We start from the raw sequence: 24,468 nt of genomic DNA, 5'->3' as shown, positions 1-24,468 counted from the left end.
ATCATGCAACTTATCAAGTATCTTGATGAACAATGGAAAGGAGTTTGCGGATGAATTACGACGTGATCATTGTGGGCGGCAGCTTTGCCGGCCTGTCGGCTGCCATGCAACTGGCTCGCGCCAGAAGGCGCATCGTGTTGATCGATGGCGGCCAGCCCCGCAACCGCTACGCTGCCCACTCGCACGGCTTTCTGGGCCAGGACGGCAAGACGCCGCATGACATCGTGCAGCAGGCCCGCGAACAATTGGCCCACTATCCCACCGTGACATTCCTGGATGGCGATGCCGTGACCGCCAGCGGTTCAATCGGCCGCTTTGAAGTAACGATGCGGGACGGGCAGCAGGTGCAAGGCAAGCGGCTGATTTTGGCCACCGGGCTGCGCGACGAACTCCCCGCCCTGCCCGGCTTGAACGAGCGTTGGGGCAAGACGGTCTTGCACTGCCCTTACTGCCATGGCTATGAAGTGGCCGGCAGCCCGTTGGGCGTGATGGCGGCGCATCCACTGTCGGCGCACCAGGCCATGCTGCTGCCGGACTGGGGGCCCACCACGTACTTCACGCAGGGCGAATTTGAACCGGATGAGGAACAGGCCGCCTTGATGGCCAAGCGCGGCGTGCGTATCGAACGCAGCCCTATCGTTGAACTGATGGGCACGACGCCCGGGTTGGACGCGGTCAAGCTGGCCGGCGGGCGGCGCATGGCAGTCCACGCGCTGTTCGTGGCCAGCAAGACGCACATGGCCAGCCCGCTGGCCGCGCAATTGGGCTGCGCGTTCAACGACGGCCCCCTGGGTCCATTGATTCGCGTGGATGATCTGCGGCAGACAAGCATTGAAGGCGTTTTCGCCGCGGGCGACGCCGCCATTCCCATGAGCAACGCCACGCTAGCCAGCGCATCCGGGGTGATGGCGGGCGTGTGCGCGCATCGTTCGCTGGTGATGGAATGTTCGTAGGATGGGTGTAGCGCGCGATACGCGGCGCAAGAACCCGGCCGAGGATCGCGCGTAACCCATCGCGCGGACGTGGCTGATGGGTTACGCGCGGCAGGCGCCGGTTTTCGCGGGCAGGCGGTGCCGCGCTTCACCCATCCTACGTATCGTGAACAGCACGCCCATCGCCGCCCGTAGGATGGGTGAAGCGCGCGATACGCGTCACAAGAACCCAGCCGAGGATCGCGCGCAACCCATCGCGCGGAGGTGGCTGATGGGTTGCGCGCGGCAGACGCCAGTTTTCGCGGGCAGGCGGTGCCGCGCTTCACCCATCCTACGCATCGTGAATAGCACGCCGATGCCCGCCCGTAGGATGGGTGAAGCGCGCGATACGCGTCACAAGAACCCAGCCGAAGATCGCGCGTAACCCATCGCGCGGACGTGGCTGATGGGTTACGCGCGGCAGGCGCCGGTTTTCGCGGGCAGACATTGCCGCGCTTCACCCATCCTACGCATCATGGACAGGAGGCCGGGGCGGGTCACCGGTTGGCGGGCGTCGGTGTCGGGGGGATCACGGTATCGCTGATGTGCGCCTTGAAGAACGCCGCCATGCGGGCGTTCCAGGCTTGATGGAATTGGCGGCGGTCGAAGCCGGGCGCGTCCTGGCAGATGTCGGCTTGCGCCTGGTCGGGCGGGCAAGGTGCCAGGAACGCGAAGTGGCCAGCGCCTGCCACCACCTGATAATTCGGAGCGTGGCCCCGGCCCTGATCCTTATCCTGGCTTTGATCCTGATCCTTATCCTGGCTTTGATCCTGGGTCTGATCCTGGCTTTGCTCCTGATCCCTATCCTGGCTTTGATCCTGGCCCCCGCCCTCAACCTGCCCCGGCCCCCGCCCCAGCCCCAGCCTCACCGCTTCCACACCGGCCAGGGTTACACCGTCTCCGCCCAGCTCTGACGCCCAAAGCTGCACGGGGATCTTCACCGCTTGCAACGCATTGCCCGGAAAAGCATTCAGCGGATCTGCAATGATCACCGCCTTGATGCGCGCATCCTGCACATAGGGCTGCTGAGGAATTTTCCCGGATGCGATATCGCGGCACATGGGAAGCGTCGGCGCGTCCTGGCAAACCGCCAGGCCTGCCTGAAAATCTGGCTTGGCGCCCGCCAACACCAAGACGGTATACGCGCCGCGAGAAAAACCGAAGGCGCCGATCTTGGCGGCGTCCACGCGCGCTTGCTGTGGCCAGGCGGTGGTCATGTAGTCGATTACGCGTCGTATCTCACGCGGGCGCGTCGAGAAGATCGACAGATACCCTTGCCGCGAACGGTCCTGCGCGTTGTCGCCCGCGTGGTTGATGGCGGCCACCACGAAGCCCGCATCCGCCAGCGCCGCGGCGGTGTCGTGATGGCTCAAGAATGAACCGGCCGACCCATGCGACATCACGATCAAGGAATGCCGACCTTCGGGCACGGCGCAGTTCAGGACGCCAGGGATGGTGGCGCGGCCCAGCTTGATCTCAGTCGCGGGCGCGGCGCACGGCGTCCAGATGCCGCCCGTAAGCGCCGGGCCGTTCATGTCCATGGGTATCGTCAGACGCTGAAAGCCGGCAGCCTGGGCAGCGCCCGGCGCCAACACGCTGGCAAGTAGAACGGCAAGCGCGGGAGCCGTGGCGCAAACCGCACGCCAAAACGAACGACTATCCGAATCGCGGCTCGAGTGCTGACTCGAATCGCAGCTCGAGTGCTGACTCGAATCGCCGCTCGAATCGCCGCTCGAATGGTGGCTCGAATGCTGACTCGAATCGCGGCTCGAATGGTGGCTTGAATGGCAATGCGAATGGCAATGGGAATGCAGAGTCATGGTCGAACAGAGCATGGAGAAAAGCGGGGTACCGACAATACCGGTATCCGGACTGGTCTTGTTGCAGCGGCGGCGCGGTAGAACAATGCCCGCACACCGTAAATAACAGGATGGCTTCGGATGCGTATTTCGTTCTTGCACACCATTGATAGCAATCAGGCCGTATTTGAGCATGCGGCGGCCGACGCTGGCTTGAGCGCCACGCAGTTGCGCCACGACGTGCGCCCGGATCTTCGGGAGGCGGTTAGCCAAGGCTTGGCAACGGACGGCGCGTTGCGTGATCAGGTCAGCGACGCGGTACGGAATCTAGCGACCGATGCGGATGCCGTCATCGTCACCTGCGCCACGCTGGGCCCCATGGTGGATAGCATCCAGGATTGGCCGGTGCCGGTCATCCGCGCTGACGTCGCCTTGGCGACAGCGGCTGTGACCGCAAGCGCGGGCAAACCCATCGTAGTGCTGTGCGCGGTGGCGTCCACCGTGGATGCCAACCGGGCGCTGTTCGAACGCCATGCCCTGGCCAGCGGGGCATCGGTGGCGGTGCGGCTGGTGCCGAACGCCTGGGCTTTGTTCCAGGCGGGCGATACGTCCGCGTGCTTGAAGGCCTGCGCACACGCGGCGCAAGAGGCGTTTGCGCAAGGCGCTGAAGTGGTGGCTTTCGCGCATCCGTGGATGGCAGCCGCCGGGGCTTTGGTAGAGGGCCAACGCCGGCCCCTGGATCCGGCGCGCGCCGCGTTGCACGCCGGCTTGCAGGCGCGCTAGGGAACCCGGTTAGCGAACCGGCAAGCACACACCCTCGCCCATTCGCCACCGCCCACGGATAACCGATGCGGCTATCCGTGGGCTGCGCCCTGCCTGTTCACCCAACCCCCTACCGAACCTTGCCCTCCTTCCAGGCTGCCAGCAGTTGCTCATAGGGAATGGTCTCGCCCTTGGGCTTCTCGTTGGCCAGCTTCTTCCACGGCGCGTGCTGGTCCGACAGCCACTTGCTGGGGTTGCTCTTCGGGTTCAGCTTGGGCGCGCATTGCGCCATGCCTGCGCGCTCCAGCCGCGCCATCACCTGGTCCATCTCATTGGCCAGGCTGTCCATGGCGGCCTGCGGGGTTTTCTCACCCGTGACGGCCGTGGCCACGTTCTTCCACCACAACTGCGCCAGCTTCGGGTAATCCGGCACGTTGTTGCCGGTGGGCGTCCATGCCACGCGCGCCGGGCTGCGGTAGAACTCGATCAGCCCCCCGTAGTTGGCGGCGTTCTTGGTGAAGAACTCGCTGTTGATGTCGCTGTCGCGGATGAAAGTCAGGCCGGTGATGGATTTTTTCAGCGATACCGACTTCGACGTGACGAACTGCGCATACAGCCAGGCCGCGGCCATCTTGTCGGGGTTGGTGGACTTGAAGAACGTCCATGAACCCACATCCTGGTAGCCGTTCTGCATGCCGTCCTTCCAGTACGGGCCATAGGGCGACGGCGCCATGCGCCATTTCGGCGTGCCGTCGTCGTTCACGACCGGCAGGCCCTTCTTGGTCATGTCGGCGGTGAAGGCCGTGTACCAGAAGATCTGCTGGGCGATCTGGCCTTGGGCGGGCACCGGGCCGGATTCCGAAAACGTCATGCCCATGGCCTGCTGCGGCGAGTACTTCTTCATCCAGTCGATGTACTTCGTCAACGCATAGACGGCGGCCGGGCTGTTGGTGGCGCCGCCGCGCGACACGGACGCGCCCACCGGCGTGCACTTGTCGTCGGCCACGCGAATGCCCCATTCGTCCACCGGCATGCCGTTAGGCAAGCCCTTGTCGGCCGCGCCGGCCATGGACAGCCACGCATCGGTAAAGCGCCAGCCCAGCGACGGGTCTTTCTTGCCGTAGTCCATGTGGCCATAGACCTTCTTGCCGTCGATTTCCTTGACGTCGTTCGAGAAGAAGTCGGCAATGTCTTCGTAGGCGGACCAATTGGTGGGCACGCCCAGGTCATAGCCGTACTTGGCCTTGAACTTGTCTTTCAAATCTTGCCGGGCGAACCAGTCGGCGCGGAACCAATACACGTTGGCAAACTGCTGGTCGGGCAATTGGTAAAGCTTGCCGTCGGGCGCGGTGGTGAACTTAGTGCCGATGAAGTCCTTGATGTCCAGGTTGGGGTTGGTCCATTCCTTGCCCGCGCCGGCCATGTAGTCCGACAGCGGCAAAATGGCGCCGTAGCGGTAATGGGTGCCGATCAGGTCGGAGTCCGAAATCCAGCCGTCGTAGATCGATTTGCCCGACTGCATCGACGTTTGCAGTTTCTCGACCACGTCGCCTTCCTGGATCAGGTCGTGATTGACCTTGATGCCGGTGATTTCACTGAACGCCTTGGCCAGCGTCTTGGATTCGTACTCGTGCGTGGTGATGGTTTCCGACACGACGTTGATTTCATTGACGCCCTTGGCCTTCAACTTGGCCGCGGCGTCCATGAACCACTTCATCTCGGCCATCTGCTGGTCCTTGGACAGCGTGGAAGGCTGGAACTCGGAATCCACCCACTTCTTCGCCTCCGGCTCGCCGGCCCAAGCCCCAGATGTGCCGATCAGGGCGATAGCGGCCGCCATGGCGTGCATGCGCAATTTCATGACCTGTCTCCTCGAATACCCTTCCCCTTCTGTTCTGCTGCGGACCTCTGGCCGGGGAAGATGCGGGCCGCAGTCCTTCAAAACCATCCATCCCAACCTGCCAGGGGTCGACGCGCCCCTTCAGCCTTTTTTCATGATGAAAGCCAGCAACAGCATGGACGCCACGAAGCTGATCCATACCGATGGCGGCTCATCCAGTGACAGCCACTCCATCACCTTTTCGCCAAACCCCAGAAACGCCAGGTTGAGCCAGGCCGCGGCCATCAATCCAATAAACAGCCTGTCACCGCGCGTGGTGCGCAGCGGCAGAAAGCCCTTGCGCTCGACCGTGGGCGACTTCAATTCCCACACGGTCATGCCAATCAGCATCAGCACGATGCAGGTGAAAAACACGGCAACCGGCGTGGTCCATACCATCCAACTGAACATGTCGGCCCCCTTCTACACGCGGCCCATCGCGAAACCCTTCGCGATGTAGTGGCGCACGAACCAGATGACGATGCCGCCGGGCACGATGGTCAACACACCGGCCGCCGCCAGCACGCCCCAGTCCATGCCGGACGCCGACACGGTCCGGGTCATGGTGGCCACGATGGGCTTGGCGTTAACCGACGTCAGCGTGCGCGCCAGCAGCAATTCCACCCAGCTGAACATGAAGCAGAAGAACGCCGCCACGCCCACGCCCGACTTGATCAGCGGCAGGAAGATCGTCAGGAAAAACCGGGGAAAGGAATAGCCGTCCACATAAGCGGTTTCGTCGATTTCACGCGGCACGCCGGACATGAAGCCTTCCAGGATCCACACGGCCAGCGGCACGTTGAACACCAGATGCGCCAGCGCCACGGCCAGGTGCGTGTCCATCAGCCCGAACGAACTGTAGAGCTGGAAGAACGGCAGCAGGAACACGGCGGGCGGGGTCATGCGGTTGGTCAGCAGCCAGAAGAACACGTGCTTGTCGCCGATGAAGCGGTAGCGCGAAAACGCATAGGCGGCGGGCAGCGCCACCGCCAGCGAGATCACCGTATTGATCACGACGTAGATCAGGGAATTGATGTAGCCCGAATACCAGGCGGGGTCGGTAAAGATGGTGCGGTAATGCTCGAAGGTGAAGTCGCGCGGCCACAGCGTCAGCGTGCTGACGATTTCGGTATTGGTCTTGAACGACATGTTCAACATCCAATACAGCGGCAGCATCGCGAACACCAGGTACAGGATCAGGAAGGCGGAACGCCACCAGGTGGATTGGTCACGCATGGGGATGCTCCTCGTCGACGCCGCCGGTCGTGCCCGCGCGCTGCATCCAGTTGTAGAGGATGAAGCACAGCAGCAGGATGATCAGGAAGTAAATGATGGAGAACGCCGCGGCGGGGCCCAGGTCGAACTGGCCCACGGCCTTTTGCGTCAGGTACTGCGAGAGGAACGTCGTGGCGTTACCCGGCCCGCCGCCCGTCAGCACGAAGGGCTCGGTGTAGATCATGAAGCTGTCCATGAAGCGCAGCAGCACGGCAATCATCAACACGCCGCGCATCTTGGGCAGTTGGATATAGCGGAACACCGCCAGCCGTGACGCGCCGTCGATACGCGCCGCCTGGTAGTAGGCGTCGGGAATGGCGCGCAGGCCCGCATAGCACAGCAGCGCGACCAGCGGCGTCCAGTGCCACACGTCCATGACCAGCACGGTCACCCAGGCGTCCACGTCGTTGCCGGTGTAGTTGTAGTCCACCCCCAGCCACGACAAGGTCGCGCCCAACAGCCCGATGTCGGTGCGGCCGAACACCTGCCAGATGGTGCCCACCACGTTCCACGGAATCAGCAAGGACAGCGCAATGATCACCAGCACGGCCGACGCGCGCCAACCGCTGGCGGGCATGGACAGGGCAAGCAAGATGCCCAGCGGAATCTCAATGGCCAGCACCGCCAGCGAAAAGCCGATCTGGCGGAACAAGGCGCCGTGCAGCTCTTCGTCTTGCAGCACGGCCGCAAACCACTCGGTGCCCACGAAGACGCGGCGGTCGGGGGCAATGATGTCTTGCACGGAATAATTGACGATGGTCATCAGCGGCAAGATGGCCGAGAACGCCACGCACAACACCACGGGCAAAACCAGGAACCAGGCCCGGTGATCGATGGGTTTCATGGGATCAGCACCTCGTCGCGGTAAAAGCAGGTGTGCGGATTCAGCACCGACAACCAGACGGTGCCGCCGACGGCGGCGGGCACGATGTTGCTACCCAGGCGGGCGCGCACGGGCGTGCCTTCGAAGTCGGCCACCAGCAAGGTGTAGGTGCCCACGTCCTGAATGCGCTCCACGCGCATGGGCACGGCGCCCGCCGCGTTCGCGTCCGTCACCCGCAGGTATTCCGGGCGCACGCCTAGTTTGATGGGGCCTGCGTTGGCCAGCTTTGCGGCCACCTCGGGGGTAACCCCTTGCACGCGCGCCTGCCCCACCCACAGCGCATCGTCGCGCCATTGCGCCGGCAGGAAGTTCATGCCGGGCGACCCAATGAAATGGCCCACGAAGGTGTGCGCCGGCCGTTCGAAAAGATCGTCCGCGCTGCCCACCTGCACGGCGCGACCGCGCGCCATCACCATGACCTGGTCGGCAAATGTCAGCGCTTCGGTCTGGTCATGCGTCACGTAGATCAGCGTCAGCTTGAATTCGTGATGGATTTCCTTGAGCTTGCGCCGCAGCTCCCACTTCAGTTGCGGGTCAATCACGGTCAAGGGTTCGTCGAACAGAATGGCCGACACGTCGCTGCGCACCAGCCCACGGCCCAGCGATATCTTCTGCTTGGCGTCTGCCGTAAGGCCGCTGGCACGGCGATCCAGCACGTGCGACATCTCCAGCATTTCGGCAATGCGGCCCACCCGTTCGCGGATGCGCTCGGGCGGCACGCCCCGGTTGCGCAGCGGAAAGGCCAGGTTGTCGGCCACCGTCATCGTGTCGTAGACCACCGGAAACTGGAACACCTGCGCGATGTTGCGCGCTTGCGGGGATTTGCCAGTGACGTCTTGTCCGTCGAACAAAATGCGCCCGTGCGAGGGGCGCAACAAGCCGGACACGCAGTTGAGCAAGGTGGTCTTGCCGCAGCCCGACGGGCCTAGCAAGGCATAGGCGCCGCCGTCGCGAAAGGTGAATTGCAGCGGCAGCAGTGCGTAGTCGTCGTCGGTTTTGGGGTCGGCGACGTAGGAATGGGAGAGGTCCAGCTCAATCTGCGCCATCAGGCCACCTCCCCGGCGCCGACGGGCTGGCGCGGCGCGGCCAACAGCGCGCCGCTGACGTCGAAGGCATATGTCTGGGCCGGGTCGAAATACAGTTGCACGCGCTCGTCCAAGGTGTAGCGGTGCACGCCGGGCAGTTGCGCTACCACGTCGCCCGCGGCCGTTTCCGCATGCACGAAGGTGTCGGAGCCTGAGATTTCAGCCAGCTTCACCACGCCGGCCAGGCCGATATGGCCCGGGCGCGGCTCCACGTCCAGCGCGCCCGCGCGCAGGCCCGCCGTGATGTCGGCGCCTGCTTCCGCAGGCAGGCTGCGGTCAACCGCCACCTGGCCTTGCAGGACGAAACCCGTGTCCGTGCGCCGGGCCGCGAACAGATTCATGGGCGGATCGCTGAACGCGCGCGCCACGCGGATGGAATTGGGGCGGTGAAAGACCTCGGCGGTGGGACCGTATTGCAGCAGTTCACCCGCGTCCAGCACGGCGGTGTGGCCGCCCAGCAACAGGGCTTCGCCGGGTTCGGTCGTGGCGTAGACCACGGTGGAACGCCCTTCGGCGAACAATTCCGAAAGCTCGTCGCGCAGTTCTTCGCGCAGCTTGTAATCCAGGTTGACCAGGGGCTCGTCCAGCAGGATCAAGGGCGCGTCCTTGACCAAGGCCCGGGCCAGCGCCACTCGCTGCTGTTGCCCGCCCGACAATTCAGACGGGTAGCGCGCCAGCAGGTGGTCGATGTGCAGCCGGGCCGCCATGGCGCGGACTTTTTCGCGGATGTCCTTTTCGCCGCGCAGCTTGAGCGGCGACGCGATGTTGTCGTAGACCGACATGGACGGGTAATTGATGAACTGCTGGTAGACCATGGCGACGTTGCGCTGGCGCACGGGCACGCCCGTGACGTCCACGCCGTCAACCAGCACGCGGCCTTCGGTGGGTCGGTCCAGCCCGGCCATGATGCGCATCAACGAGGTTTTTCCCGCCAGGGTCACCCCCAGCAGCACCGTCATGGCTCCCGGCACGGGGGCCAAGCTCATGGGAGTCAGGTGCGTTTGCGAACCGGCTCGCAAACCTATCCTGTCCAAGGTCAGCTGCATCTAGTCTCCTCAACCTACTTATATGTCCCTGTTTTAAAAACGGACTTCGGTATTCGGTACAGCGCCCCAGCCGCTACGCGCAATGGCGTAACAGGATGAGCATACTCTTTCAGGTGGCTTTCGTTTTTTTTGCGTTTTACCCAAGAAGCGAACAAAAAACAATCTTGCAGTGCGGCATTATTTTTCGCTTTTGTTGTTTTATCATGCGAATATGACACTGAATCCACGACAGAGCGCGTTGGTCGAAATGGTGCGGGCCCAAGGCTCGGCAACGATCGAAGAGCTCGCCAAACGCTTTGACGTCACGCTGCAGACCGTGCGGCGCGACGTCAACATCCTTTCTGAAGCCGGCATGCTGTCGCGCTTTCATGGTGGCGTGCGCATCGAAGCGTCCACCATCGAGAACATCGCCTATCGCAAGCGCCAGGGGCTGCATGCGGCGGGCAAGCAGCGCATTGCCGAAGCCGTGGCGCGCGCCGTGCCGGACGGCTGTTCGCTGATCTTGAACATCGGCACCACCACCGAGGCCATCGCGCGCGCCCTGCTGCGCCATCGCGGCCTGCGCGTCATTACGAACAATTTGCACGTGGCGGACATCCTGTCCGACAACCCGGACTGCGAAGTCATCGTGGCCGGCGGCGTGGTGCGCTCGCGCGCCCGCGGCATCGTGGGCGAAGCCACGATGGATTTCATCCGCCAGTTCAAGGTGGATATCGGCCTGATCGGCATTTCGGGGATTGAAGCCGACGGCACGCTGCGCGACTACGACTTCCGCGAAGTGCGGGTGGCGCGAACCATCATCGAACAATCGCGCGAAGTCTGGCTAGCCGCCGACAGCAGCAAATTCAAACGCCAGGCCATGGTGGAACTGGCGCATATCTCGCAAATCGACCGATTCTTTACCGACGCGCACCCGCAGGAACCACTGGCGCAGGTGCTGCTGGATTCCGGCGTGCGCTGCGAAGTCGCGGCCGCGCCCAACGGGGCCGGCGTAGAGCTCCCCACGAATACCTCAGCGTCCGACCTATGAACCAACCGCTAGCCAACGTCACCCCGCCCGATCGCAACCGCCTGCTGTCCACGCTGGACAACACGCCGTCCTGGGACGTCATCGTCATCGGTGGCGGCGCAACGGGCCTGGGCACCGCCGTGGACGCCCCCGCGCGCGGCTACCGCCCCCTGCTGATCGAAGGCGCCGCCTTCGCCAAGGGCACGTCCAGCAAGGCCACCAAGCTGGTACACGGCGGCGTGCGCTATCTGGCCCAAGGCAATGTCAGCCTGGTGCGCGAAGCGCTGCACGAGCGTGGCTTGCTGAATCGCAACGCGCCGCACCTGGTGTGGCCGCTGGGCTTTGTGGTGCCCGCCTACAACCTGTTCGACCAGCCCTTCTACGGCATCGGCCTGAAGATGTACGACATGCTGGCCGGCAAACTGAACCTGGCGCCCAGCCGCTGGTTGTCGCGCCGCGACACGCTGGCCAACGCGCCTACGCTGGCGGAAAACGTCAACGGACGCGGTTTGAAAGGCGGCGTGCTGTATTACGACGGCCAGTTCGATGACGCGCGCCTGGCGATGAGCCTGATGCGCACGCTGTTCGACCTGGGCGGCACGGCCGTGAACTATGTGCGCGCCACGGGGCTGAGCACCAGCAATGGCAAGGTTGACGGCGTGACCGCGCAAGATGTGATTGGCGGCACCAGCTTCTCGTTGCGCGCGCGTTGCGTGATCAACGCCACCGGTGTCTGGGTGGACGCCGTGCGCCGCATGGAAGACAAGAACGCGGCCACGATGGTGGCACCCAGCCAGGGAGTGCACCTGACCTTGCCGCAAGAGTTCCTGCCCGGCAAACGCGCCATCCTTATCCCGAAGACCGACGACGGCCGTGTGCTGTTCGTGGTGCCATGGAACGGCCACACCATCGTGGGCACCACCGACACGCCGCGCGGCGATTTGCCGCTGGACCCGGAAGCCGGCGCGCAGGATGTGGACTTCATCCTGAGCACCGCCGCGCGCTACCTCAGCCGCAAGCCGACCCGCGACGACGTCACCAGCGTCTGGTCGGGCCTGCGTCCGCTGGTCAAGGCCACGGGCGAGGCGTCGACCAAGCAGTTGTCGCGCGAGCACACGATTTTGGTGTCCAACGCGGGACTGGTGACGGTAACGGGCGGCAAGTGGACGACCTACCGCCGCATGGCGCAGGACGTGGTGGACACGGCGATTCAACATCAACTGTTGACGCAGGCAACGTGCCGGACCGAATCGCTGCCGCTGCACGGCGCGGCGGGCCTGGCGCCGTCCGAAGAGCATGCAGGAACGCCGGACAGCTACTACGGCAGCGATCTTGCGGTGTTGAAAGCGCTGCCCGGTGCTGATCGCATGCTGGTCAAGGCCAGCGGCTTGTCGGAAGCGCACGTACGCTTCGCGGCGCGCTATGAGTTGGCGCGCAGCGCCGAAGACGTGCTGGCCCGCCGCAACCGCGCGCTGTTTTTGGACGCGGAAGCCGCCATGCTGGCCGCCCCCGAGGTCGCGCGCATCCTTGCGGAAGAGCTGGGCCACGACGCAGCCTGGCAACAACGCACGCTGCAAGAGTTGGCCACGGTAGCAAAAACGTATCGACTGTAGGATGGGTGAAGCGCGGGGGGAAGGCTCGCAAGAACCCTGACGTAGATCGCGCGTAACCCATCAGCGATGGTGAAGTTCTTGCCGAAGGTGGAATTCATCCACGGTTGCTTGATGGGTTACGCGCGGAATAGGCCGGCTTTCTTTGGGATGATGTCTCGCGCTTCACCCATCCTACGTGAGACGCCCGCTGCCGTAGGATGGGTGAAGCGCGCGGAAGCCTTTAAAAGCACCCCTGACGCGAAACGCGCGTAACCCATCAGCAACCGCAAAGTTCTTGCCGAAGGTGGAATTCATCCACGGTTGCTTGATGGGTTACGCGCGGCATAGGCCGGCTTTCTTTGGGATGATGTCTCGCGCTTCACCCATCCTACGTAAAACGCCCGCTGCCGTAGGATGGGTGAAGCGCGCGGAAGCCTTTAAAAGCACCCCTGACGCGAAACGCGCGTAACCCATCAGCAACCGCAAAGTTCTTGCCGAAGGTGGAATTCATCGACGGTTGCTTGATGGGTTACGCGCGGCATAGGCCGGCTTTCTTTGGGATGATGTCTCGCGCTTCACCCATCCTACGAATGGAGCGCCTGCCGCCCATACACGTGAAACGCCCGCTGCGGTTCACGGCACCCGCAGCCTGCTCGTTTCTATCATCGCTTCAAAGACCCGCAACAAATCCGGGTCGCACTTTGAACCGGCTTCACGATGCAGAATCCGCATGATTTCGGTATGCCCACGCGCGGGGTGATAGGGGCGTGCGTCGCCTAGCGCATCGTAAGAATCCGCCAGCGAAATAATGCGCGAGAGCATCGGAATGTCGTGGCCGTGCAGGCCGGCCGGATAACCGGAGCCGTCGAAATGCTCGTGATGGTGGCGGACCGCTTGCGCGATCAGGTCGCGTTGCGGCATCGCGCTGTGCAAGATGATGTCGGCGCCGACCGCCGCGTGGGACTTCATGATTTCCCAGTCTTCGCCTTCCAGGCGATTGGGCGAAAACAGCACGCGATCCGGCGTGCCGATCTTGCCCACATCGTGCAGCCGCGCGACTACGGCGGCGGCCTGTTGTTCGTCTTCGGACAGGCCACAGGCCTGCGCCAGCGCCACGCTTAGGGCGACCACACGGCGGCAATGTCGGCCGGTGGCGGGGTCACGCGCCTGCATGGCGGCGAACAGCGCGGCCTCGCAGGAACCTGCTGGTGTTTCGGGTACGTCGGGGGGCATCAGGAAAGGTGCGCAGCGGCTCGGTTGAGCGGCGCACTTGTGTCGGAAAGTAGCGATTCTGACACAGTGCGCACCAATCCTGACGAAACAGAGCAGCGTTGGGAGAGCGGCGCAGATTCAATATCCGCGCGCCTCCGCGCCATGTGGCGTTGTGAAGAACTTCAGTGCTTCGGCGTTTCGGCGCTTCTTCGCTTTTTCGCTTCTTCGCTTCTGCGCCTCTGTGCTTCTGTGCTTCAGTGCTTCAAACGCTCAAGCAGCGCTTCTGCCACGCCCACGGACGACGCCGGGTTCTGTCCCGTGACCAACAAGCCGTCGCACACCACATGCGGCTGCCAATCCGGACCACGGCTGTACAACCCGCCCAATTGCGTCAGCTCGTCTTCCACCAGGAACGGCACCACGTCGGTCAACTGCACCGCTGCCTCTTCGCTGTTGGAAAAACCCGTTACCTGCCGCCCCTGCACCAAGGGCTTGCCGTCCGCCGTCTTGGCATGGCGCAGCACGCCCGGCGCGTGGCAAACCGCCGACACCGGCTTACCCGCAGCCAGCATGGTTTCGATCAGTGCAACCGACTTGGCGTCTTCCGCCAGATCCCACAGCGGGCCATGGCCGCCGGGATAGAACACCGCGTCGAAGTCCGCCGCCTGCATGTCGGCCAACCGCTGCGTGTTGGCCAGGACGCGCTGCGCGTCGGCGTCCTGGCGGAAACGGCGCGTGGCGTCGGTCTGCGCGTCGGGATCGTCGCTCTTGGGGTCCAACGGCGGCTGGCCGCCCTTGGGTGAAGCCAGCGTGACCGCCGCGCCCGCGTCAACGAACGCGTAATACGGCGCGGCAAACTCTTCCAGCCAGAAGCCCGTCTTGCGGCCGGTGTCGCCCAGCGTGTCGTGGGAAGTCAGCACGATCAGGATTTTCATGTTTCGCTCCGATTGCGTGTACGCGCTTATTCGTCCGGGCCGACGCGCACAATGCGCTTGCCGGCGTTTTCGCCCTTGAGCAGGCCGATCAGGCCGCGCGGCGCGTTCTCCAAGCCGTCGACCACGTCTTCGCGATACTTGATGCGGCCTTGTGCAATCAAGCCTTCCATGGCTTCGCGGAATTCGCCATAGCGGTGTGCGTATTCGTTGAAGATGATGAAGCCCTGCACCTTCAGCCGCTTGGTCAGAATGTTGCGCATCAACAGCGCCAGGCGGTCCGGGCCATCGGGCAGGCTGGTGGCGTTGTAGGCCGAGATCAAGCCGCAGACCGGCACGCGGGCGCGCGGGTTCAGCAGCGGCAGCACGGCATCAAACACCGCGCCGCCCACGTTTTCGAAGTACACGTCAATGCCCTGCGGCACGGCGCGCGCCAGACGGCCGGCCAGGTCAGGCGACTTGTGGTCCAGGCAGTCGTCAAAGCCCAATTCATCAACCACGTAGCGGCATTTGTCCGCGCCGCCCGCAATGCCAACGACCTTGCAGCCGTGGATTTTCGCGATCTGCCCCACCACCGCGCCCACCGCGCCGCTGGCCGCGGCCACCACCACGGTTTCGCCGGCCTTGGGCTGGCCGATGTCCAGCAGCCCCATGTAGCCCGTGAAACCGGGCATACCCAGCACGCCCAGCGAATACGACGGATGTTGCGGCTTGGGGCCCAGGCGCAGCAGGCCGGCGCCGTCGGACAAGGCGTAGTCCTGCCAGCCGGACTGGGCCAAGACCCATTCGCCGGGCTTGTAGTCGGGGTGATTGGACGCCTGCACGCGGGTCACGGTGCCGCCCACCATGGGTTGGCCGACCTGCACGGGTTCGGCGTAGGACGGCGCGTCGCTCATGCGGCCGCGCATGTAGGGGTCCAGAGACAGGTACACGGTGCGCAGCAACACCTGACCGGGGCCGGGCTGCGGGACCTCGCCCGTTTCCAGGCGGAAATCGCTATCGGTGGGCTCGCCATGCGGGCGGGCGGCAAGCACGATGCGGCGGTTGATCGATGGGGATTGCGTCATGAAGTCCAGCCTCCTGGGAAGCTGCCCAGGCCTTGCAGGCAAGGCCCGGGCGGCAGATTGGGGAACCGAGCCATTACACCATCGTTGCCCACCGCCCTGCGTTTCAACATTTAATGCCGGCCCCCTTTTAATTAATTAAATACTTAATTAAACTGCCCGCCATGTGCCCACCCCCTTCCGCCCCCACCCGCCGCCCCGGCCGCCCCGCACGTGCCGCCGGCCCCGACAACGCCGCCATGCGCGCCCAATTGCTGGACATCGCCACCGGCCTGTTCGCCGCGCAGGGCGTGGCGGCCACCACCATCGCGCAGATCGCCCAACGCGCCACCGTCACCCCGGCGATGCTGCACTACTACTTCAAAAGCCGCGACCAATTGATCGATGCCGTGGTGCTGGAACGGGTGGTGCCGGTGATTGGCTATGTCTGGGCGCCGGTGCGGTTGGCCTCGGAATCGGGTCCTGATGCCGACAACAACCCCGGCATCGACCTCGCCACGGCGGCGCGCGGCTACCTGACGGAAATCGTGAATCGCATCGTGCAAAGCGCGACGGAGCGACCGTGGTTGCCGGCGTTGTGGATGCATGAAGTGGTGAATGAAGGCGGGCAACTGCGTGAACGGGTGCTGCCTCACCTGCCCACCGACCGGCTGGCCGCCTTTGCCGGAATGATCGGCCAGGCCCAGCAGCAAGGCGCGATCACGCCCGGCGTTGAACCCCGGCTGGTGTTTCTTTCCATTCTTGGCCTGACCCTGCTGCCGCTGGCCACGTCCAACCTGTGGCGCCGCATCTGGCAAGGCGACGCCCAGGCGCAAGCCATCGACACCCAGGCGATCGCGGCGCACGCCATCGCCATGCTGACCGGCGGCCTGTTTTCGCTGCCTGCCCCGTCTTCCGCTACCGCTCGCCCATGAGCATGCCCGCCATGAGGATTTCCACCATGAGGACGCCGACCCTGTGCTTGCCCACCCTGAAGATGCCGACCATGCTCACCCGCCCTATCCTGCTTCGATTCCTGCCCGGCCTGCCGGTGTTGACCATGCTGTTGGCCGGCTGCGGCCAGGACAGCACGCCGTTCTACCAGGGGTATGTGGAAGGCGACTACGTGTATGTGGCCTCGTCCGAAGCCGGCCGCCTGGATGCGCTGGCCGTCAAGCGCGGGCAGCAGGTCAGCGCCGACGCGCCGCTGTTTGCGCTGGAAGCCACGCGCGAACGCGCCGCCCGTGATGAGGCCAGCGCGCAGTTGGCGGCGGCCACCGCGCAATTGGAAGACATCGCGACCGGCAAGCGGCCGGCGGAAATCGACGTCAGCCGCGCCCAACTGGCGCAAGCCGAGGCCGCCAGCCGCCGCTCGGCCGCACAACTGCAACGCGATACAGCGCAGTACCGCATCGGCGGCATTGCGCGCGCGCAGTTGGACGACAGCCGTGAACAGGCGCAGTCGGACGCCGCCCGCGTGCGCGAACTGCGCGCCCAACTGGAAGTGGCCAACCTGCCCGGCCGCGACGACCAGCGCCGCGCGCAGGCCGCCCAAGTTGCGGCCGCACGCGCCGCGCTGGCGCAGGCGGAATGGACCTTGGCGCAAAAGCAGTTGGGCGCGCCGGCCGCGGGCCAAGTGTTCGACACCATGTACCGCGTGGGCGAATGGGTGCCCGCGGGCAGCCCCGTGGTCAGCCTGCTGCCGCCCGGCAATGTGAAGGTGCGCTTCTTCGTGCCCGAAACCGTGGTGGGCACACTGAAGACCGGCCAGACGGCCACGCTGCGCTGCGACGGCTGCGGCGACCCCATCCCCGTGCATATCGACTACGTGTCTGACCAGGCCGAATACACCCCGCCCGTCATCTACAGCCGCGAAAGCCGCAGCAAGCTGGTCTACATGGTTGAAGCGCGCCCCGCGCCGGACGCCGCCGCGCGGCTGCATCCTGGACAACCGGTCGAGGCGACGCTGCAATGAACACGTCCGCCTTAACCGCGACGCAAAACGGTGCGCCCGAACCCGGCAAGGCCGTGATTGACGTGCGCGGCCTGAACAAGCGCTTTGGCGACAAGCATGTGGTCAACGACGTATCGCTGCGTGTTCAAGAAGGCGAGATCTTCGGTTTTCTCGGCCCCAACGGCAGCGGCAAGACCACCTGCATCCGCTTGATGTGCGGGTTGCTGACGCCGGACTCCGGCAGCGGCACCTGCCTGGGCTACGACATTGTTCAAGACAGTGCCCAGATCAAGCGCCACGTGGGCTACATGACGCAGAAGTTTTCGTACTGGGATGACCTGACCATCCGCGAAAACCTGGACTTTGTGGCGCGCATGTACGGCATGCCGCAACGCAGGCAGACGGTGGACCGCGCGCTGGAAGACCTGGGCCTGCACACCCGCGCCAACCAGTTGACGGGTTCGTTGTCGGGCGGCTGGAAGCAGAGGATGGCGCTGGCCGCCTGCCTGCTGCACGAACCGCGCCTGCTGCTGCTGGACGAACCCACGGCGGGTGTGGACCCGACCGCGCGGCGCGACTTCTGGGAGCAACTGCATGAGCTGGCCGCGCGCGGCATCTCGGTGCTGGTCAGCACGCACTACATGGACGAAGCCGAACGCTGCCACAAGCTGGCCTATATCTCGTACGGCAAGCTGCTGACGCAAGGCACGGCCGAACAGGTAATTGCGGAACAGCGCCTGTCCACCTTTGCCATTCACGGCCACAACCTGGTGCCGCTGGGCCAGCGCCTGCGCAGCGCGCCGGGCGTGGACCAGACCGTGGCGTTCGGCTCGGCGTTGCATGTCAGCGGCCAGGACGCGGATCTGCTGGAACGCACGCTGCGCGAGGCCATCCGTGGCCAGGATCTGCGCCTGGAACGCATCGACACCAGCCTGGAAGACGTCTTCATCTACCTGATGAACCGGTCCACCGACAACTTCGCGAGCCCCCCATGATGCGCGCCATGCAAGGCTTTTCCTGGGCGCGCTGGTGGAGCATGGTGCTGAAGGAATTTCTGCAACTGCGCCGCGACCGCATCACCTTCGGCATGATCGTGGGCCTGCCGATCATGCAGTTGGCGCTGTTTGGCTACGCCATCAACACCGACCCCAAGCAGATGCCCACGGCCGTCATCACGGCCGACCACAGCCCGTTCACGCGCAGCTTCATCGCGGCGATGAAGTCGTCCGACTACTTCCACATCACCGAAGAACTGGACAACGAAGAAGCCGGCCGCGCCGCGCTGGCGCAAGGCCGCGTGCTGTTCGTGGTGACCATTCCGCCGGATTTTTCGCGGCGGCTGTTGCGCGGCGAGCGCCCCGCCCTGTTGATCGAGGCCGATGCCACCGACCCCATGGCCACCGGCATGGCGATTGGCGCGGCCACGCAATTGACGCAAGCCGTGGCGCAGAAAGACCTGACCGGGCCGCTGGCCGGGCTGGCGGGCGGGCAGCCGCCTTTCGACGTGCGCGTGCACCAGCTCTACAACGAAGAGCAGATCTCGCAATACAACACAGTGCCCGGCCTGATGGGTGTGATATTGACGATGACCTTGGTGATGATGACCGGCCTGGCCATGACGCGCGAACGCGAGCGCGGCACGATGGAAAACCTGCTGTCGATGCCGGTGCGCCCGCTTGAAGTCATGACCGGCAAGATCGTGCCCTACATCGCCATCGGGTTGATCCAGGCCACCATCATCCTGCTGGCCGCGCACTTCGTTTTCCATGTGCCGATCCTGGGCAGCCTGCTGTCCGTGTACCTGGCGGCGCTGCTGTTCGTGGCGGCGAACCTGACGGTGGGCATCACGCTGTCGTCGCTGGCGCAGAACCAGTTGCAGGCCATGCAGCTGACCATGTTTTATTTCCTGCCCAACATGCTGCTGTCCGGATTCATGTTCCCGTTTCAGGGCATGCCGATGTGGGCGCAATACCTGGGCAACCTGCTGCCGCTGACGCACTTCAACCGGCTGATACGCGGCATCCTGCTCAAGGGCAACGGCTGGTGGGACCTGTGGCCCAGCATCTGGCCGCTGATGCTGTTCACCGCGGTCGTCATGACCGCCGCCGTGAAGTTCTACCGCCGAACCCTGGATTGACGCGCCATGCCACGCCTTGCCTTATCGCCTATCTACTCTTGCGCCGCCTTTGTCCGCCTGGCCTTTGTCCGCCTGGCCTTGGCCCGATCTTCCGCGCCGCGCCGCTGCGTCGGGCGCCGTTGCGTCGGGCGCCGCAGCGCCGCAATGCTGGTGGCGATCGGCCTGCCCGTCTTGATCTCGGGTTGCGCGGTCGGGCCAGACTTCAAGACACCCCCAGCGCCAGACGCCACGTCCTACACGGCGCACGACGCCGATCCCACTGCCCCAGGCGCGCAGCGCTTGCAAGCAGGCGTCGACATTCCCGCGCAATGGTGGCGGCTGTTCCAGTCCGACGCGCTGGACCAACTGGTGCGCCAGGCGCTCGAAGCCAGCCCCACGCTGGCCCAGGCGCGCGCCAAGCTGCGCCAGGCCAGTGCAGACCTGGACGCCGAAACCGGCGGCCGCCTGTTGCCGTCGGTGGACGCCGATCTGTCCGCCAAGCGGCAGAAGGTGGACCCTTCCGCCTACGGCGTGCCGGTGGCGGAATTGCCGCCGCCTTTCACGCTGTACAACGCCTCGATCAATGTGTCCTACACGCTGGACGTGTTCGGCGGCAACCGACGGGCGCTGGAAGGCATGGCGGCGCAGGTGGACTATCAGGCGCACGAATTGCAGGCCGCGCGCATGTCATTGGCCGCCAATGTGGTGACGGCCGCCATCCGCCAGGCCGACCTGTCCGAGCGGCTGGCGGCCACCCGCGACCTGCTGGCCGCGCAAGTGCGCCAGCAAGACATCATGCGGCAGCGCGTGGCGGCGGGCGGCGTCGCACAGGCCGACCTGAGCAACCAGGAACTGCTGGTGGCCCAGACCCGCGCCACGCTGCCGCCACTGGAAAAGCAGTTGTCGCAAACCACCCATCAGTTGGCGGTGTATCTGGGTTTGCCGCCCGCCGCGCTGCGCACGCCGCCCCTGCGCCTGGCCGACCTGAGCCTGCCCGCCGACGTTCCCACCGGCGTGCCGTCCGCGCTGACACGCCAGCGCCCGGACATCCTGGCCGCCGAGGCGCTGTGGCATCAGGCGTCGGCCGACGTGGGCGTGGCCACCGCCAACCAGTACCCGCAGTTCACGCTGACGGCCAGCTTTGGCTCGCAGCGCACGCGCGCGGGGGATTTGTCCGACGGCGTGAACGTCTGGAGCTTGGGGCTGGGGCTGGTGCAACCGCTGTTTCGCGGGGGTGAACTGCGAGCGCGCAAGCGTTCCGCCGAAGCGGCCTACGAGGCGGCGGCCGCCGCCTACCAGCAAACGGTGCTGGATGGGTTCCGCCAGGTTGCCGACGCCCTGCGCGCGGTGCAGACCGATGCCGACAGCTACGCCGCCTACGATGACGCCTGGCGCCGCGCGACGGACGCCGAACGCATCGCGCAAGGCCGCTTCCAGGCAGGCGGCATCAGCCACCAAAGCCTGCTGGACAGCCAGCGCCAGCTACTGCAAACGCGGATCGCGCGCACCGAGGCGGATGCGGCCCGCTACGCCGACACCGCGGCACTGTTGCAAGCCTTGGGCGGCGGTTGGTGGAACGAGCCCGCCGCCACGCCGGCCACGGTCCCACCAACCGTGTCGGCACCCGTCGCGGCAAGGCCCTAGCCGACCCTGCGCGTTCAACCGCGTGTCAGGGTTGTGACGGCCTGCCTTGATTCAAACATTGTTCGATAACCCGCCCATGTTTCACGGTGATAGGCCGCCTGCGATCATGTCTGAGAATTCGGGTACGAAAGTGTCGTTGAGCGGGGTAAGGGAAGCCGCCGTTTCGTAGGATCATGCAAGGGCTCAAGCTGCACAGATCACTACGATTTCATGAATGACCTACTAGACCTGATCGTCTTCTCTCCCGATCCCGACCAACGCGTGCGCCGCAGCGACGCACTGGCCGAGATGGGATTCTCGCCACGCCGGTGCGAGGACTCCAATGGCCTGTTCCGCCTGTTCCAGGCGCGCCGCACGCCATTGCTAGTGATGGAGGCCGACCTTACCGATCTCTGCATGGCCGTCGCAGGTCTGCGCGCCATGGACACGACGGCGGGCATCATCGCCGTGTCCAACTTTGATTCGCCCGAAAACCGCATTCTTGGCCTGCATTGCGGCGCCGACGCCTGCTTTCAGCATGACGTGGCCACCGCGGAAATCGCCGCCGCATTGCAAGCGCTGGTGCGCCGCGTACCGGCAACGGGCCGCCGCCCCCCCGCGATGCCCGAGGCCGATTTGCGTGCCAGCACCGTGCCGCTGGCAGCAGAAGTTGCGGGCAAATGGCAATTCCACGACGCCGCCTGGACGCTGGTCAGCCCGCAAGGCACCCGAGTGTCGCTCACCCTGGCCGAACGCGAATTCCTGCTGAAGCTGACCACGTCGACCGACAAGCGCCTGCCGCGCGGCGATGCGTCCGGCGCCGATGCGCAGGCCGGCCGTGAATCCGTCCGACGCACCGATGTCGTGGTCAGCCGCCTGCGGCGCAAGGCGCAGGACCTGAACGTGGAACTGCCGATCCGCACCGTGTGGGGTTGGGGCTACGCCTTCACGGGCGAGATCTGACGGCGGCCGGCGGGCGTATCATGCGTAGCGGGGCCGACGTACGACATCCGATACGCCACGTCCGGCACCCGTTGTTCGCCTCCCCCTTCTTGGTTTCTACGCTGCCGCCACCGATATGGAAGTCTTCGAACGCCTGCAAGCGCTGCTTGCCCAGCACCACGCGCGTCACCGCCTGATCAACCACCCCGCCGCCGGCCGTTCGGTGGAAGTGGCTGCCATCCGGGGCACCGAAGTCAGCCAGGGCGCCAAGGCGCTGGTCTGCCGCGTGAAGATCTCATCGAACGTGCGCAAAAACGTGCTGGCCGTTTTCCCCGCTGACAAGCAGGCCGACCTGGACGCCATTGCGCGCGCCGCGGGCGGCAAGAAGGCGTCGCTGGCCTCGCAGGAACTGGCGCGCGAACTCACCGGCTGCGAAATCGGCGCCATCCCGCCGTTTTCCTTCAACCCGGATCTGCATCTGCTGGTGGACCCCAGCCTGCGCACGCGCCACGATGAAATCGTGTTCAACGCCGGACGGCTGGACGCGTCCATCCTGCTGAACACGGAAGACTACTTCCGGCTGGCGGCGCCCGCAGAAGCGCCGCTGATCAAGGCCTGACCCCACCCCTCCGACGCGCCCAATCACCATGAAGCCCGCCGTGTTCCGCTCCAAGATTGCACGCGGCGCCAACATGCGCTGGCTGATGAACCTGGCGCACATGGAGCCGTCACCCGTCAGCCGTTGGGTGGCGCTGCGGGCGGCGCTGGCCATCGGCCTGCCGACGGCCGTGGGCTTGGCGCTTGAGCAAAGCGGGCCCGCCGCGCTGGTCGCCCTGGGCGCGCTGCCCGCCATCACCGGCGACAACGGCGGCCCTTACCGCAACCGGGCGCTGTCCATCGGCTGCACCGTGTTTGGCGGCGCGCTGGGCTATTTGCTGGGCAACTTGGTGGCCGGACACGGGCTGTGGACGGCGGCCGCGATGACGGTGCTGGTGCTCGTCGCCAGCCTGGTGGGCACCTTCAACAACATCGCGGCGGTCGCTACGTTGCAATTCGCGGTGTACGTCATCGTGGGCTCCAGCCTGACGTCGACCCTGCCGCCCTGGCTGCCATCGGTGCTGGTGGGCATGGGCGGGCTGTTCGGCCTGGCGCTCACCCTGGTGGGCTGGGTGGTCCACCCGATTGCCCCCGAACGCGCCGCCGTCGCGCTGGTCTACCGCAAGCTGGCCGCCCTGCTCGCCGCCATCGGCACCTCGCGCACCATGGTGGCCCGGCGCGACATGGAAGCGGCAATGACCACCGCCTACGACACGGTGTTGGCGGCCCGTGGCCGCGCGGCCGGGCCGTCGCCCCGCCTGGCCCGCCTGGTGGCGCAACTCCAGGCCTGCACGCCGCTGGCCAATACCGCGCTGACGCTGGCCCGCGCCGGCCGTGTCCTGCCGCCGGCCTGCGCGCGCGTCATGAACCATCTGGCCGACCGTGTGGAACACGATCAAACCCCCGCCCCCGGCGACGACATCGCGGCCCTGCGCCAAGCCGGCATGCGGGAACTGGCGGATGCCCTGGCGCAAGCCGAACCCTTGCTGACGGGCGCCCCCCCCCCCCCCACGCCGACCCCGCAGCCTTGCTTGCGCCGGTGCCTCCGCGCACGCCCTGGCGGGTGCTTGCACGCACCTACCGACCCGGTCCGACCACCGTGCGCTACCTGATTCGGCTGGGGCTATGCCTGGTCGCCGCCGAAGCCGTGGCGCTGGCCGCGTCACTGCCGCGTTCGTACTGGGTGCCCTTGATTGTGGTGGTGATCTTCAAGCCGAACTTCGGCTCGGTATTTGCGCGGGCGCTGCAAAGCTGCGGCGGCAGCGTGGTAGGCGTAGCCATCAGCGCGACCGTGCTGGCGGTGGACCAGAACGGCATTGCCAGCGTGTTGACGGTGGCGGCGCTGGCGGCCTTGCTGCCCTGGTCAATCCGACGCAACTACGGGCTGTTTTCCGCCATTCTGGTGCCTATCCTGATGCTGCTGATCGGGGCCTTGCAGCCCGGTACCTGGGCCATCGCGCTGGCGCGCCTGCTTGATGTGGGCGTGGCGGCCGGCATCGTGCTGCTGGTGGGTTATCTGCCGTGGATCCGCATAGAGCGCAATAACCTGGATCACGCCGTCGCCACCGCGATGGACACGCTGGCCGCTTATGTCAATACGGTGTTCCAGGCGGACCCCGCCAAGCGCCACGCCCTGCGCGCCCGCGCCTATGCGAGCCTGTCGGACTTGCGCATTGCGCTACAGCGCGGCCTGTCCGAGCCGCGTTTGGTCAGCCGCCGCGCGCTGGCCTGGTGGCCGGTGGAAGTGG

General features: G+C 65.3%; 23 protein-coding genes. 13 read left to right on the top strand and 10 right to left on the bottom strand.

Annotation, left to right across the window (positions count from 1 at the left end; translation table 11 throughout):
* The first annotated feature begins 50 nt into the window (after positions 1–50).
* Positions 51–953, top strand: a complete 903-nt coding sequence (locus ACE04A_RS15925) for an NAD(P)/FAD-dependent oxidoreductase (RefSeq protein ID WP_448718724.1) — start codon at positions 51–53, stop codon at positions 951–953.
* Positions 954–1,468: 515 nt separating this feature from the next.
* Here ACE04A_RS15925 and ACE04A_RS15920 read toward each other — a convergent pair.
* Entirely contained in the window at positions 1,469–3,007 is a 1,539-nt protein-coding gene (locus tag ACE04A_RS15920; RefSeq protein WP_485820295.1) for an alpha/beta hydrolase family protein, read from the bottom strand.
* Between ACE04A_RS15920 and ACE04A_RS15915 the strand changes: the two genes are divergently transcribed.
* On the top strand, positions 2,984–3,553 hold the full coding sequence (locus ACE04A_RS15915) for an aspartate/glutamate racemase family protein (RefSeq protein WP_448718722.1): 570 nt from the start codon (positions 2,984–2,986) through the stop codon (positions 3,551–3,553). The two genes, ACE04A_RS15920 and ACE04A_RS15915, sit on opposite strands and share 24 nt — an antisense overlap.
* Positions 3,554–3,662: 109 nt before the next feature.
* Here ACE04A_RS15915 and ACE04A_RS15910 read toward each other — a convergent pair whose 3' ends face one another.
* From ACE04A_RS15910 to ACE04A_RS15885, 6 genes are all read right to left on the bottom strand, one after another.
* The gene (locus ACE04A_RS15910; RefSeq protein ID WP_100855961.1) at positions 3,663–5,393 is read right to left on the bottom strand and encodes an ABC transporter substrate-binding protein; all 1,731 of its coding nucleotides are present in this window, start codon (positions 5,391–5,393) and stop codon (positions 3,663–3,665) included.
* A gap of 120 nt (positions 5,394–5,513) precedes the next feature.
* A complete protein-coding gene (locus tag ACE04A_RS15905; protein ID WP_485820294.1) occupies positions 5,514–5,822 on the bottom strand; it encodes a DUF2160 domain-containing protein in 309 nt (102 codons plus the stop codon).
* 12 nt (positions 5,823–5,834) lie between these two features.
* Positions 5,835–6,647 carry a carbohydrate ABC transporter permease gene (locus tag ACE04A_RS15900; protein ID WP_100855963.1) on the bottom strand — a complete coding sequence of 271 codons (813 nt, stop codon included), beginning with the start codon at positions 6,645–6,647 and terminating at the stop codon, positions 5,835–5,837.
* On the bottom strand, positions 6,640–7,530 hold the full coding sequence (locus ACE04A_RS15895) for a carbohydrate ABC transporter permease (protein WP_050446975.1): 891 nt from the start codon (positions 7,528–7,530) through the stop codon (positions 6,640–6,642). Before ACE04A_RS15895 ends, ACE04A_RS15900 begins: the two co-directional genes overlap by 8 nt.
* Positions 7,527–8,615, bottom strand: a complete 1,089-nt coding sequence (locus ACE04A_RS15890; RefSeq protein ID WP_448718720.1) for an ABC transporter ATP-binding protein — start codon at positions 8,613–8,615, stop codon at positions 7,527–7,529. Before ACE04A_RS15890 ends, ACE04A_RS15895 begins: the two co-directional genes overlap by 4 nt.
* Complete coding sequence (locus ACE04A_RS15885) at positions 8,615–9,700, bottom strand: ABC transporter ATP-binding protein (RefSeq protein ID WP_448718719.1); 1,086 nt, start codon at positions 9,698–9,700, stop codon at positions 8,615–8,617. The genes ACE04A_RS15890 and ACE04A_RS15885 overlap by 1 nt, the downstream gene beginning before the upstream one ends.
* A gap of 211 nt (positions 9,701–9,911) precedes the next feature.
* Here ACE04A_RS15885 and ACE04A_RS15880 point away from each other — a divergent pair, with 211 nt between their 5' ends.
* Both ACE04A_RS15880 and ACE04A_RS15875 read left to right on the top strand, forming a co-directional pair.
* Complete coding sequence (locus tag ACE04A_RS15880) at positions 9,912–10,730, top strand: DeoR/GlpR family DNA-binding transcription regulator (protein ID WP_448718718.1); 819 nt, start codon at positions 9,912–9,914, stop codon at positions 10,728–10,730.
* Positions 10,727–12,322 (top strand): glycerol-3-phosphate dehydrogenase/oxidase, encoded by a 1,596-nt coding sequence (locus tag ACE04A_RS15875; RefSeq protein ID WP_485820293.1) that lies wholly within the window; start codon positions 10,727–10,729, stop codon positions 12,320–12,322. Before ACE04A_RS15880 ends, ACE04A_RS15875 begins: the two co-directional genes overlap by 4 nt.
* A gap of 612 nt (positions 12,323–12,934) precedes the next feature.
* On the opposite strand, the gene ACE04A_RS15870 is transcribed toward ACE04A_RS15875, so the two are convergent.
* The 3 genes from ACE04A_RS15870 to curA form a co-directional block, all read right to left on the bottom strand.
* On the bottom strand, positions 12,935–13,534 hold the full coding sequence (locus ACE04A_RS15870; RefSeq protein WP_448718716.1) for an HD-GYP domain-containing protein: 600 nt from the start codon (positions 13,532–13,534) through the stop codon (positions 12,935–12,937).
* 233 nt (positions 13,535–13,767) lie between these two features.
* Entirely contained in the window at positions 13,768–14,448 is a 681-nt protein-coding gene (locus ACE04A_RS15865) for a type 1 glutamine amidotransferase domain-containing protein (RefSeq protein WP_427970790.1), read from the bottom strand.
* A gap of 26 nt (positions 14,449–14,474) precedes the next feature.
* Entirely contained in the window at positions 14,475–15,512 is a 1,038-nt protein-coding gene (gene curA / locus ACE04A_RS15860) for an NADPH-dependent curcumin/dihydrocurcumin reductase (protein WP_447988787.1), read from the bottom strand.
* A 161-nt stretch (positions 15,513–15,673) separates the two neighbouring features.
* Between curA and ACE04A_RS15855 the strand changes: the two genes are divergently transcribed.
* The 9 genes from ACE04A_RS15855 to ACE04A_RS15815 all read left to right on the top strand — a co-directional run.
* Positions 15,674–16,423: a TetR/AcrR family transcriptional regulator gene (locus tag ACE04A_RS15855; RefSeq protein WP_448718715.1), complete on the top strand. Its 750-nt coding sequence runs from the start codon at positions 15,674–15,676 to the stop codon at positions 16,421–16,423.
* 71 nt (positions 16,424–16,494) lie between these two features.
* A complete protein-coding gene (locus ACE04A_RS15850) occupies positions 16,495–17,463 on the top strand; it encodes an HlyD family secretion protein (RefSeq protein WP_448719071.1) in 969 nt (322 codons plus the stop codon).
* Positions 17,460–18,437 carry an ABC transporter ATP-binding protein gene (locus ACE04A_RS15845; protein ID WP_448718714.1) on the top strand — a complete coding sequence of 326 codons (978 nt, stop codon included), beginning with the start codon at positions 17,460–17,462 and terminating at the stop codon, positions 18,435–18,437. Before ACE04A_RS15850 ends, ACE04A_RS15845 begins: the two co-directional genes overlap by 4 nt.
* Positions 18,434–19,579 carry an ABC transporter permease gene (locus ACE04A_RS15840; RefSeq protein WP_100855973.1) on the top strand — a complete coding sequence of 382 codons (1,146 nt, stop codon included), beginning with the start codon at positions 18,434–18,436 and terminating at the stop codon, positions 19,577–19,579. The genes ACE04A_RS15845 and ACE04A_RS15840 overlap by 4 nt, the downstream gene beginning before the upstream one ends.
* Positions 19,580–19,723: 144 nt before the next feature.
* Positions 19,724–21,202, top strand: coding sequence for an efflux transporter outer membrane subunit (locus tag ACE04A_RS15835; RefSeq protein WP_448719070.1), 1,479 nt, complete (start codon positions 19,724–19,726; stop codon positions 21,200–21,202).
* A gap of 210 nt (positions 21,203–21,412) precedes the next feature.
* Complete coding sequence (locus ACE04A_RS15830; RefSeq protein WP_448718712.1) at positions 21,413–22,144, top strand: response regulator transcription factor; 732 nt, start codon at positions 21,413–21,415, stop codon at positions 22,142–22,144.
* 115 nt (positions 22,145–22,259) lie between these two features.
* Positions 22,260–22,742 carry a YbaK/prolyl-tRNA synthetase associated domain-containing protein gene (locus ACE04A_RS15825; protein WP_259248072.1) on the top strand — a complete coding sequence of 161 codons (483 nt, stop codon included), beginning with the start codon at positions 22,260–22,262 and terminating at the stop codon, positions 22,740–22,742.
* Positions 22,743–22,770: 28 nt separating this feature from the next.
* Positions 22,771–23,832 (top strand): hypothetical protein, encoded by a 1,062-nt coding sequence (locus tag ACE04A_RS15820; RefSeq protein WP_485820292.1) that lies wholly within the window; start codon positions 22,771–22,773, stop codon positions 23,830–23,832.
* On the top strand, positions 23,820–24,468 hold a 649-nt coding region (locus ACE04A_RS15815; RefSeq protein ID WP_485820291.1), incomplete at its 3' end, for an FUSC family protein. The genes ACE04A_RS15820 and ACE04A_RS15815, both read left to right, overlap by 13 nt.

It is taken from the genome of Achromobacter colocynthidis (genome assembly GCF_057334535.1).
The sequence above is the reverse complement of the archived record's forward strand: the minus strand, read 5'-3'. Positions and strand labels throughout refer to the sequence as shown.

What these genes read in the sequence shown, in the direction of transcription:
- ACE04A_RS15870 (WP_448718716.1), bottom strand. Translation starts at nt 13,534, where the DNA reads ATGCCCCCCGACGTACCCGAAACACCAGCAGGTTCCTGCGAGGCCGCG.
- ACE04A_RS15865 (WP_427970790.1), bottom strand. Translation starts at nt 14,448, where the DNA reads ATGAAAATCCTGATCGTGCTGACTTCCCACGACACGCTGGGCGACACC.
- ACE04A_RS15895 (WP_050446975.1), bottom strand. Translation starts at nt 7,530, where the DNA reads ATGAAACCCATCGATCACCGGGCCTGGTTCCTGGTTTTGCCCGTGGTG.
- ACE04A_RS15910 (WP_100855961.1), bottom strand. Translation starts at nt 5,393, where the DNA reads ATGAAATTGCGCATGCACGCCATGGCGGCCGCTATCGCCCTGATCGGC.
- ACE04A_RS15820 (WP_485820292.1), top strand. Translation starts at nt 22,771, where the DNA reads ATGAAGCCCGCCGTGTTCCGCTCCAAGATTGCACGCGGCGCCAACATG.
- curA (WP_447988787.1), bottom strand. Translation starts at nt 15,512, where the DNA reads ATGACGCAATCCCCATCGATCAACCGCCGCATCGTGCTTGCCGCCCGC.
- ACE04A_RS15830 (WP_448718712.1), top strand. Translation starts at nt 21,413, where the DNA reads ATGAATGACCTACTAGACCTGATCGTCTTCTCTCCCGATCCCGACCAA.
- ACE04A_RS15840 (WP_100855973.1), top strand. Translation starts at nt 18,434, where the DNA reads ATGATGCGCGCCATGCAAGGCTTTTCCTGGGCGCGCTGGTGGAGCATG.
- ACE04A_RS15825 (WP_259248072.1), top strand. Translation starts at nt 22,260, where the DNA reads ATGGAAGTCTTCGAACGCCTGCAAGCGCTGCTTGCCCAGCACCACGCG.
- ACE04A_RS15905 (WP_485820294.1), bottom strand. Translation starts at nt 5,822, where the DNA reads ATGTTCAGTTGGATGGTATGGACCACGCCGGTTGCCGTGTTTTTCACC.
- ACE04A_RS15875 (WP_485820293.1), top strand. Translation starts at nt 10,727, where the DNA reads ATGAACCAACCGCTAGCCAACGTCACCCCGCCCGATCGCAACCGCCTG.
- ACE04A_RS15890 (WP_448718720.1), bottom strand. Translation starts at nt 8,615, where the DNA reads ATGGCGCAGATTGAGCTGGACCTCTCCCATTCCTACGTCGCCGACCCC.
- ACE04A_RS15835 (WP_448719070.1), top strand. Translation starts at nt 19,724, where the DNA reads ATGCTGGTGGCGATCGGCCTGCCCGTCTTGATCTCGGGTTGCGCGGTC.
- ACE04A_RS15845 (WP_448718714.1), top strand. Translation starts at nt 17,460, where the DNA reads ATGAACACGTCCGCCTTAACCGCGACGCAAAACGGTGCGCCCGAACCC.
- ACE04A_RS15850 (WP_448719071.1), top strand. Translation starts at nt 16,495, where the DNA reads ATGCTCACCCGCCCTATCCTGCTTCGATTCCTGCCCGGCCTGCCGGTG.
- ACE04A_RS15885 (WP_448718719.1), bottom strand. Translation starts at nt 9,700, where the DNA reads ATGCAGCTGACCTTGGACAGGATAGGTTTGCGAGCCGGTTCGCAAACG.
- ACE04A_RS15925 (WP_448718724.1), top strand. Translation starts at nt 51, where the DNA reads ATGAATTACGACGTGATCATTGTGGGCGGCAGCTTTGCCGGCCTGTCG.
- ACE04A_RS15855 (WP_448718715.1), top strand. Translation starts at nt 15,674, where the DNA reads ATGTGCCCACCCCCTTCCGCCCCCACCCGCCGCCCCGGCCGCCCCGCA.
- ACE04A_RS15900 (WP_100855963.1), bottom strand. Translation starts at nt 6,647, where the DNA reads ATGCGTGACCAATCCACCTGGTGGCGTTCCGCCTTCCTGATCCTGTAC.
- ACE04A_RS15880 (WP_448718718.1), top strand. Translation starts at nt 9,912, where the DNA reads ATGACACTGAATCCACGACAGAGCGCGTTGGTCGAAATGGTGCGGGCC.